This window comes from Pseudogracilibacillus amylolyticus (SeqCode), from assembly GCF_051918545.1.
GTDB lineage: Bacteria > Bacillota > Bacilli > Bacillales > Amphibacillaceae > Pseudogracilibacillus.
This window is the reverse complement of the sequence record NZ_JBPPZG010000142.1, coordinates 1-9,919: the sequence shown is the minus strand read 5'-3', so window position 1 is coordinate 9,919 and position 9,919 is coordinate 1. Positions and strand designations below refer to the sequence as shown.

Genomic DNA, 9,919 nt, shown 5'->3' with positions numbered 1-9,919 from the left:
ATATATCAAAAAACCTTATACCCAAGAATCGCGTCATCGAAAATTCAATTTCCATTAGAAAAACGGTAAACTTAAAATAGTTTTTATTGACAACAATAAAAAAATCATGTATATTAAAAAATGTCGCAACTGGAGGAATACCCAAGTCTGGCTGAAGGGATCGGTCTTGAAAACCGACAGGGGTGTCAAAGCCCGCGGGGGTTCGAATCCCTCTTCCTCCTCCATTAAATTTAAAATACATTAAATAAACAGTATCTTGGAACCGAAATCCGAAGATACTGTTTTTTGTTTTATCAATTGGCTTGAATATCTGACTTGATCTCACGGGGAGACTCTTCGTGGATAAATGCGATTTCTCGTGGTTAAACTGTAATTGCGGTGATTAAATCACAAATTGGCTCAACAATACGTTCCTACATGGTTAAATCCCACTTCTTGTGGTTAAACTGAGATTCCCGTGGTTACATCACGATATAGCTAGTTAACAATCTCTCCTATGTTCATTTCTTACTTATTGATTCAGGAATAATGTATTTTCCTCACCTTGATGGTGAAAATCATTAATGACTAGTAAAGAATACATTTCGTAAATATTTTCTTCTGTAACTTTATTTTTTTCATTAATTTGTTCTTTTATATGACTTACAATTTGTCTGAATAAATCATGGTCTCGCATTAACATATAAAGATCCTTTTTGGGAATATTTCCTTCTTCTAAAAGTTCTTGATAAAAACCTTCATCTTCAGCATCTGCATGAGCAATAATTTTTTCTTCCCAATGTTCAATTAGTATTTTTGCTGTTTTTAAACAATCTTCTTCACGTTCTTCCTTAAATAGTTGTATCGTCATTTCTGTGAGTTCCCTTGCTTGAGATTGCGCGGCATCGTGAATAGAACGATGTGCTGTTAATTGTCGTAGTGCAGGTCCTGTTTTCATAAGAAATGCCCCTTTCAACTAAAAGTTGATCTTATCCTAGATAAGTTATGACATAGTATAGCATATATTAGCAAGAGAATTAAAACGCAATTAGTTAAGTTCATTTTTTTCAGGTAATTCTACCTTCTCTGGCGAGCGCATATTTCGATATGGAATATATCTTCTTTGTAAATATTTTAATGGTAGACTAAATACATGTACAAGTCTTGTAAATGGCCAAGCGGCAAAGAGTAAAAATGCGAACAATACATGCATTTGGAAGCCAATAGGTGATTGCGCCATAGCCAGTACCATGACTTCAGAAGGGCGGAATGTAATTATTTCTCTAAGCCATGGGCCGATTGTTACGCGATAATCGAATGTACCTCCAGTGGCTGTGTATCCCATTGTAGCTGTAAAACCTACTAGGACAACAATCCCCAAAAGTACAAGAGATACATAATCACTTGTGCTGGAATTATTGATGATACGTTTGACTGTAGCTCGTCTTAAAAAGAGTAGAAACCCACCAATTACCGTCACAACACCTGCCAAGCCTCCGAAAAATATTGCGCCAAAATGATACATATCACTTGTTATTCCAAAAAAGTCAAACCATTCCTTAGGTATTAACAAACCAGCGACATGGCCAAAGAACACAAAGATAATCCCGTAATGAAATAAGGTACTCCCCCATCGTAGTCGCTTTTGTTCTAAAAATTGACTTGACTTTGCTTGCCAGCCAAATTGATCCGTATTATAACGGTAAATATGGCCAAGAATGAAAATGGCAATGGATACATATGGAACAACAATCCAAAGCAGTATATCAATCTTTGTCAAAGCGTTCATCCTTTCTGTCAGGATACATTTTTTATTTTTTGTTCGGAAACATTATTGATTGCTTTTAAAATGAAATGATACTCGTTATTTTCCTTCATTAAGTCGTCATGTAATTTTTCCATTGATTTATAATGTAGCTTTAATACTTGTTGCAATTGTTCTTCATTTGTCACTGATAAGAATTCAAGGATCAATGGTAAGTAATCGGGAAGCTCTTCTGTTATGGTTTCAAAATCAGATTGTTTAAATATGTTTCGTAATTGAACTAATGCTTCCCCACGTTGTCTGGAGTCTTTAAACACATGGTACGTCAAATGAAGCGAGACGATACCATGATAATCAAAGGTGGCTACATACCTTTCACATAATTCCATGAATGGAGTTGATTCGACATAATAAAGAAAGGAATTGAAATACATTTTTGTTAAGGAATCGTCCATCGTTTTTAACTCTAACTTTATTTCTTCTATTTCTCGTAGCCACTCTTCTGTCGGATATTGCAGCAAAATCGAGGCGATTTTATACACTTTTTGATGTGTTTCCATTATCCTCACTCCAAAATCCACTTTCATAATATTTTAATGGGTTAGCGGATTCACCGCCGAAGCAGTCACTACAACCTTCCATGAAATCTAAACCGGCAGAACCACGATAAGTAAACATATCATCTGCTTGTTCACGATGAGATTTAGGAATAACATAACGATCATCATATTTAGCAATTGCTGATAGTTCGTACATTTCGATTGCGGTTTCCTCATCCATCCCCGCTTCACTTAAAATTGACTTGTCAAACGATTTTTCAAGCTGAACAGATCGCATATACGTTCTCATGGCAACTAGTTTTTGCAGGACATTTTTAATGACTTGTGTATCACCTGCTGAAAATAAACTCGCTAGGTAATCAATCGGGATACGAAACTGGTTAATGGTTGGAAAAATTACTTCGGGTGCTAATGAATCTACTTGTCCTCCCAATGCATTCATAAATGGACTTAAAGGTGGTACATACCAAACCATTGGCATCGTTCTATACTCCGGATGTAATGGAAGTGCAATTTTTTGTTCGATTGCTAATTTATAAACAGGTGATCGTTTTGCCGCTTCAATCCAGTCTTCAGGAATTCCTTGTCTAATTGCTTCTTTCTGAATATCTTCATCGAATGGGTCTAAAAATGTTTTAAGTTGTGCTTCATATAAATCCTTTTCGTCAGGTACAGAAGCTGCTTCTTTCACTTTATCGGCATCATATAACACGATACCGATGTATCTTAGTCGCCCAACACATGTTTCGGAACAAATCGTAGGCTCACCATTTTCAATTCTTGGGAAACAAAATGTACATTTTTCCGCTTTATGTGTTTTCCAGTTGAAGTAAACTTTTTTATACGGACATCCTGTCATACAAAAACGCCAACTTCGGCACGTATCCTGGTCAACTAAAACAATGCCGTCTTCTTCTCGTTTATAAATTGCACCAGAAGGACAAGATGCAACACAGGAAGGGTTTTGGCAATGTTCACAAATTCTCGGTAAATACATCATAAATGTTTCTTCGAATTCAAATTTAATTTGTTCATCTAAATTTCGCATATTTGGATCATTTTTTCCAGTTTCATGAACACCTGCTAAGTCATCTTCCCAATTTGGTCCCCATTTAATTTCCATATAGTCACCCGTAAGTTCTGATATAGGGCGAGCGACTGGCTGATGTTCTTTTTCTGGACTCTTAATTAAATTTTCATAATCATATGTCCAAGGCTCATAATATTCATCGATTTGCACTAAATTTTTATTGTAAAATATGTTTAGCAGTTTATTGACTTTTCCACCGGCTTTTAGTTTAAGTTCTCCGTTTTTTACATGCCAGCCGCCTTTTCTAGCGTCATTATCTTCCCAACCTCTTGGATATCCGACACCGGGTTTAGTTTCAACGTTATTCCAATACATATATTCCGCACCGGGGCGATTCGTCCAGACATTTCCACACGTAACACTACATGTATGACAACCGATACATTTATCTAAATTCATGATCATTCCAAATTGTGCCTTAATTCTCAAGCCAATCAACCTCTCCTTCGACTTTTCGGATAATTACTTGTTCATCGCGTTGATTTCCTGTTGGGCCATAATAGTTAAATCCGTAACTGAGCTGTGCATATCCGCCAATCATATGAGTTGGTTTTACATGGATTCTGGTTGGACTGTTAAAGGTTCCACCCCGTGTTCTGGAAATTTTGGAGCCGGGAACATTAATTAATCTGTCTTGAACATGGTACATATAAGCAATCCCTCGTGGCATTCGGTGACTCACTACTGCTCGAGCAACGACGACGCCATTTCGGTTATATATTTCAATCCAGTCATTGTCTTTAATATTCACGGTTGCAGCATCTTCATTATTCATCCAAACAGTAGGTCCCCCTCTGAACAACGTTAACATTGGCAAGGTATCAAAATAGGTTGAATGGTATGACCATTTGAAGTGTGGTGTTAAATAACGCAATGTTATTTCATTATTAACTGGCTTTGGTTTCAGGTCATTCTCATAAAATGTTAATTTTTGAAGCGGTGGTTTAAATGTTGGTAACTCTTCACCAAATTCCAGCATGACGTCATGATCTAAATAAAAATGTTGTCTGCCTGTTAACGTTCGAAAAGGAACTAGTCGTTCAATATTGGTTGTAAATGTTGAATATCTGCGCCCACCTGTATTTGTCCCACTAAATATAGGAGAGCTGATTACTTGTCGTGGTTGAGTTGTAATGTCGTTAAATGAATAACGCTCTTGGGCACGTCCACTTGCTAAGTCTTGTAATGGTTGTCCAGTAGCCTCTTCCTGTGCTTTCCATGCTTTCATTGCCATCTGACCATTTGTCGTACTTGATAGTGTTAAAATAGTTTCTGCGACATTTCGGTCTGTCTCTAGACTTGGTAGATCATTGAAATATTTTAATCGCTTATTTGTTCCTAATAATTTCTTTAAGTATTCATATTCTTCTTTTGCTTTCCACCCAATACCATGTGCACCGATTTGATCACGGACATTTTCACCTAATGAAATGTATTTTTCATACACTTTCGTATAATCCCTTTCCACTACTGTAATTCTAGGGAAATTTATTCCTGGTATCGGGGCAGTATTTTCTTTTTTCCAATCTGGAACGGTTCCATAGCTTTGAGCGATTTCGTCTTTTGAATCATGTAACAGCGGATTAGCTACAACGTCATGTACCGGATTTGGAAAATAGGTTTTTGCCATTTCGGTAAATTTTTTAGCTAAGGAACCAAAGCTATCCCAATCTGATTTCGCCTCCCATGGCGGAGTAATTGCCGGATTAAATGGATGAACAAATGGATGCATATCAGTACTTGATAGATCATATTTTTCATACCAAGTAGCGGCAGGCAATACAATATCAGAGTAAAGGCCAGTCCCACTCATTCGGAAATCATAGTTTATTAGTAAATCCAATTTACCCTCAGGGATATCTTCTATCCATTTAATTTCATTCGTATTTTTCTCTTCCTCTTGTTCACTCATCGTACTTTCATGCGTTCCAAGCAAATGTTTTAAAAAGTACTCATGTCCTTTTGCAGAACTACCAATTAAATTTGCTCGCCATACAAAAAGTACTTTTGGAAAGTTTTGAGGATTGCTAGGTTCATGGATTGCAAAATTTAATTCACCAGACTTAATTTGATCGACAACTATTTTGGCTGCTTCCTCATTTGAATTTGTATTCGTAATCTTAATTGGATTTTTATTAAACTGTGGGTATGAAGGTACCCAGCCTAATCGTGTTGCTAAAGAATTATAATCTCCCAAATGATCATAACGGGGCTTTTTCGTTAATGGAGATGTGAGATTCTCTGCTTTTTGATCATCGTAACGCCATTGTTCTGTTGCAAAATAGAAAAATGATGTTCCTGCATGTAATCTCGGCGGACCACCCCAGTCACGAGCCATTGCTATTGTTTGCCATCCTTCCAGCGGTCTAACTTTTTCTTGACCAACATAGTGAGCCCAACCTCCTCCATTGACCCCTTCACAACCTGTAAGTAAGACAAGGTTCAAAATGGTTCTATAGATCATATCTGAATGGTACCAATGGTTAATTCCAGATCCCATAATGATCATCGAACGCCCTTTTGAATCAATCGCATTTTGGGCAAATTCTCGTGCAATTTGAGCAACATCTTCTTTAGGTACTCCTGTTAGTTTCTCCTGCCAGGCTGGTGTAAAAGCAGTGCTTTCATCATCATAATTAACATTTGGCTCTCCCTCTAAACCACGGGTAACCCCACAATTTGCTATGAGCAGATCAAAGACAGTTGTTACATATTGTTCTTTTCCATTTATTTTAATTTTTTTAGCAGGAACGTGACGTCTAAAAATTTGTTTACTCTCTGTCATGAATTGTGGAAAACTTACTTGAACAATTTCATCATGATCTGATTCAAGTGAAAGTAATGGATCAATAGAACCTAGTTTATTGTCGGTATCCTTTAAATGAAGATTCCACGTTTTTTCATTTTCCCAACGATGACCAATTGTTCCATTCGGTACTGCAAAAGAATTATTTATTTGGTCATATACGACTGATTTCCATTCTGCTTTGGAAATGTCCATGCCTATATCATTTGCCCGCAAAAATTTACCTGCACGTAACCCACTTTCACTATTTTCTAACGTAATCAAAAATGGTAAATCAGTATATCTTTTCACATAATCTATAAAATAAGGAGTATCTTGATTGACATAGTATTCTTTTAAAATAACATGTGTCATCGCCATGCCAAGAGCAGCATCCATTCCAGCTTCAACTGGAAGCCATGTGTCAGCAAATTTTACATATTCAGCGTAATCTGGGGCAACGGCAACAACTTTTGTCCCCCTGTATCTCGATTCCACCATAAAATGTGCATCTGGTGTCCGAGTCTGTGGTAAATTTGATCCCCAAACGAGCAAATAACTCGAATTATACCAATCTGAGCTTTCAGGCACATCCGTTTGTTCGCCCCAAACTTGTGGAGATGCGGGAGGTAGATCTGCATACCAGTCATAAAAACTTAATAACGATCCCCCGATTAAATTCAAAAACCGAGCACCGGCTGCATAACTAACCATCGACATAGCGGGGATTGGCGAAAATCCAAAAATTCGATCAGGTCCTTCCGTTTCAATCGTATGAATCATCGATGCAGTAATTAATGTATTAATTTCATCCCAGGTAGTCCGTACAAATCCACCTTTTCCACGAGATGACTTATAGCGTTTAGATTTTTCCTCATCATTTACGATACTTTTCCATGCACGTACTGGGTCTTTTTGTTCGCTAAGAGCCTCTGACCATATTTTTAAGAGGGAGGACCGGATATATGGATAGCGAACCCGCTGTGGGCTATATGTATACCAAGAAAAAGTTGCGCCTCGTTGACATCCTCTCGGTTCATATTCTGGCATTTCTGGTCCAGTAGAAGGATAGTCGGTTGCTTGAGCTTCCCAGGCGATAATTCCGTCTTTTACATGAACTCTCCAGCTACATGAGCCGGTACAATTGACCCCATGAGTGGTGCGAACTACTTTATCATGTTGCCAACGCCTGCGATAATACTTTTCACTTTGCCGATCAAGTGGAGAACGTTCATAATGATTGTTTAATTTTTCTCCTTTACCTAAATAATTTAATCTTTTCCATAAAGGAGTCGATGATTTTTTCATGAAGCACCTCCAAATATATGTAAAAAAGGTTCTATCACTAAATTATCCCCAAAACGAATACAAACATTCACTTATATACCAAATAGTGGATAGGTGTATCTTTTAATTTTTTTGGACATCAATTTGGGAGTGCAACTTTAGCTTTCGCTATAAAGGGCGATAAGCCAAGTTTTCTAAAAATGCTTGACAAAAAGAATGGAACAACATAATATTTTAAATAATCAATAATAAAAATAAGACTATGAATAGACAAGTAAATTATGTAACTTGCCAAAAGAGAGTGGAATTCGTCGGCTGAAAGATTCCATGGGAAAAGACATAATTGAACCTACCTAGGAGTCGTTGGCTAAAAACTAACCGCAATTTTGCGTTATCAATATAAAGTGGGCTCATTTTGCCAAATTAGGTGGTACCGCGGATTTAACCTCATTTTCCGTCCTTCGTTAGGATGAAATGAGGTTTTTTATTTTAAATTGAAGAAAAAGGAGCAATAACTATGGTTAAGAAAGTTGCGTTTATCGGTGCCGGTTCGATGGCAGAGGCTATTATAGCAGGAATGGTTAATAAAAATGTACTGGAAAGTGAGCAAATCTATGTAGCGAATAAAGAAAATGAAGCAAGACTAGAAGAATTAAAAGGTAAATATAATATTAAGGGCAACACAAATAAAGAAGAAGTTATTCAAGAGGCAGATGTTATCTTTTTTGCAACGAAACCATATGATATGGAACATGCGATACTAGATACAAAAAAATATATCGAAGCTCATCAACTTGTCATTTCCGTAGTTGCCGGTGTATCGACAGATTTCATAACGGATAAACTTGAAAAAGAAGTTGCTGTAATAAGAGCGATGCCGAATACATCTGCCACGATTGGCTATTCTGCCACCGCAATTACAAAAGGGAAATTCGCAGCAGACACTCATATAGCTTTAGCTAAAAAGTTATTTGAAGCAATTGGTGCGGTGTCGGTAGTAGAGGAAGAAAAAATGCATATTGTTACAGGAATTTCTGGAAGCGGGCCAGCGTACGTTTATTATTTAGTTGAAGCGCTGGAAAAAGCTGCTTTAGAAGAAGGACTGGATGAAAAAACGGCAAAACAATTGATTACGCAAACAATTATCGGTGCCGGTAATATGTTAAAATATACACAAGAGCCTGTCTCTGTTTTAAGGGAAAATGTAACTAGTCCTAATGGGACAACGGCAGCGGGTCTACGAACATTGGGGGAATATAATTTTCAAGATGCAGTTATTGATTGTGTAAAGAGCGCTACAAACAGATCACGTGAACTAGGGGAAGAACAATAAACGTATGGAGTTGGAGGTGAAATTGTTGCCGATATGTCAGCATTGCAAGACGCAGTGGACATACGCTGAGTCTTTAAAAAGTCTTTTCCGCCTCAGATGTCCGTATTGTGGTGAAAAAAATTTCGCCCGAAAACAAAGGCCACGCGATATTGTCTTTTCAGTTGTCTCGATGATAATTATATTGTTCATCTTTCCTTTTTTAAAATTTGCCTTCTTATGGAAGACAGTACTAGTATTCATTGCACTAGCCGTTTATATTGCGACTTATCCAATTAATTTAAAATTAACGAAAGATGAAGAACCGATATTCTAAAAAATTTGCTGGAATACTTGCTGAAATACAGTATCGATAAACTGTTCAGTAACTTAGGTTAATTTACTCTGCAAATATCTAAACAAAGTTGCGATGTAAAATACCGCTACGGAAATACACTACGCTTTCCATGGGCGGCTGTTGAGCCTACTCGTCGCTCCGCTCCAACGTAGTCTCATCTAGGCCTGTCCTCCCATAGGAGTCTCCGTGTATTTCCTTCGCTGGGATGTGCATAGTAACAACTCTGCACAGTTTGATGCTACTATCATTATGGTTGATTGGAGCCGGAGGGCAGTCGACTCCTGCGGGAAAAGCACGTGTCTGAAGACCCCGCAGGAAGCGGTTTTCTTCCGAGGAGGGCTGAAGCCGTGCCCGCGGAAAGCGTACTGCCCGGAGGCGGAAATCAACGAAGCTGTTACTAGTTTTTAAATTTTCACTACTGCACAGTTTATTTCTACGGTACAGATTCAAAAGTAAATCAATTTACGAAAACAGCCTAAAGAAAAAATGTTCCCGATTTTTCAGGAACATTTTAGGTTTCTCTTTTATTAATAATAAAATTATCATTAAGCAATAACCAATTTTGAGGAAAGGCGAGACCTAGTTTCCAGTATGCAATACCAAGCAAGCCTAAACGCTTAATCAGATCAAATTTTGCCTGAATGGATCTGGCATCCTCAAACCAAACGATATGTTCTCTTCCTTGATTATCATAGTAATTGAAAAATGGTGCTTGTGCTCTTTCATCATATTGAATAGCGGCATTATTCTCACGGGCAATTCGAATGGCTTGTTGGGGACTTATCG

The 9,919-nt window shown here is 37.6% G+C and carries 8 protein-coding genes, 1 tRNA gene and 1 other annotated feature; of the genes, 3 read left to right on the top strand and 6 right to left on the bottom strand.

The genetic code is table 11. From position 1 onward, the window contains the following. Positions 1 to 131 precede the first annotated feature (131 nt). Positions 132 to 224 (top strand) — tRNA-Ser (locus ACPYKA_RS14610). Positions 225 to 511: 287 nt separating this feature from the next. Here the strand turns inward: ACPYKA_RS14610 and ACPYKA_RS14605 are convergent. From ACPYKA_RS14605 to ACPYKA_RS14585, 5 genes are all read right to left on the bottom strand, one after another. Beyond that, positions 512 to 937 (bottom strand): hypothetical protein, encoded by a 426-nt coding sequence (locus ACPYKA_RS14605; RefSeq protein WP_479542961.1) that lies wholly within the window; start codon positions 935 to 937, stop codon positions 512 to 514. Positions 938 to 1,027: 90 nt separating this feature from the next. Then, positions 1,028 to 1,759 (bottom strand): respiratory nitrate reductase subunit gamma, encoded by a 732-nt coding sequence (narI, locus tag ACPYKA_RS14600; RefSeq protein ID WP_479542960.1) that lies wholly within the window; start codon positions 1,757 to 1,759, stop codon positions 1,028 to 1,030. 17 nt (positions 1,760 to 1,776) lie between these two features. Next, positions 1,777 to 2,304: a nitrate reductase molybdenum cofactor assembly chaperone gene (gene narJ / locus ACPYKA_RS14595; RefSeq protein ID WP_479542959.1), complete on the bottom strand. Its 528-nt coding sequence runs from the start codon at positions 2,302 to 2,304 to the stop codon at positions 1,777 to 1,779. Further along, the gene (gene narH / locus ACPYKA_RS14590; protein ID WP_479542958.1) at positions 2,279 to 3,823 is read right to left on the bottom strand and encodes a nitrate reductase subunit beta; all 1,545 of its coding nucleotides are present in this window, start codon (positions 3,821 to 3,823) and stop codon (positions 2,279 to 2,281) included. The genes narJ and narH overlap by 26 nt, the downstream gene beginning before the upstream one ends. Beyond that, positions 3,813 to 7,487 carry a nitrate reductase subunit alpha gene (locus tag ACPYKA_RS14585; protein WP_479542957.1) on the bottom strand — a complete coding sequence of 1,225 codons (3,675 nt, stop codon included), beginning with the start codon at positions 7,485 to 7,487 and terminating at the stop codon, positions 3,813 to 3,815. Before ACPYKA_RS14585 ends, narH begins: the two co-directional genes overlap by 11 nt. A 232-nt stretch (positions 7,488 to 7,719) precedes the next feature. Then, positions 7,720 to 7,931 (top strand) — a binding site (T-box leader). 52 nt (positions 7,932 to 7,983) lie between these two features. Here ACPYKA_RS14585 and proC point away from each other — a divergent pair. Both proC and ACPYKA_RS14575 read left to right on the top strand, forming a co-directional pair. Beyond that, complete coding sequence (proC, locus tag ACPYKA_RS14580) at positions 7,984 to 8,799, top strand: pyrroline-5-carboxylate reductase (RefSeq protein ID WP_479542956.1); 816 nt, start codon at positions 7,984 to 7,986, stop codon at positions 8,797 to 8,799. A gap of 4 nt (positions 8,800 to 8,803) precedes the next feature. Continuing rightward, on the top strand, positions 8,804 to 9,112 hold the full coding sequence (locus ACPYKA_RS14575; RefSeq protein ID WP_479542955.1) for a TIGR04104 family putative zinc finger protein: 309 nt from the start codon (positions 8,804 to 8,806) through the stop codon (positions 9,110 to 9,112). Positions 9,113 to 9,644: 532 nt separating this feature from the next. Here the strand turns inward: ACPYKA_RS14575 and ACPYKA_RS14570 are convergent. Further along, a partial coding sequence (locus ACPYKA_RS14570) for a glycosyl hydrolase family 18 protein (RefSeq protein ID WP_479542954.1) occupies positions 9,645 to 9,919 on the bottom strand: 275 nt, incomplete at its 5' end.

Excerpts from the sequence above, each read along its gene's own strand:
- ACPYKA_RS14585 (WP_479542957.1), bottom strand. The coding sequence starts at position 7,487 with ATGAAAAAATCATCGACTCCTTTATGGAAAAGATTAAATTATTTAGGT.
- ACPYKA_RS14575 (WP_479542955.1), top strand. The coding sequence starts at position 8,804 with ATGGAGTTGGAGGTGAAATTGTTGCCGATATGTCAGCATTGCAAGACG.
- proC (WP_479542956.1), top strand. The coding sequence starts at position 7,984 with ATGGTTAAGAAAGTTGCGTTTATCGGTGCCGGTTCGATGGCAGAGGCT.
- narJ (WP_479542959.1), bottom strand. The coding sequence starts at position 2,304 with ATGGAAACACATCAAAAAGTGTATAAAATCGCCTCGATTTTGCTGCAA.
- ACPYKA_RS14605 (WP_479542961.1), bottom strand. The coding sequence starts at position 937 with ATGAAAACAGGACCTGCACTACGACAATTAACAGCACATCGTTCTATT.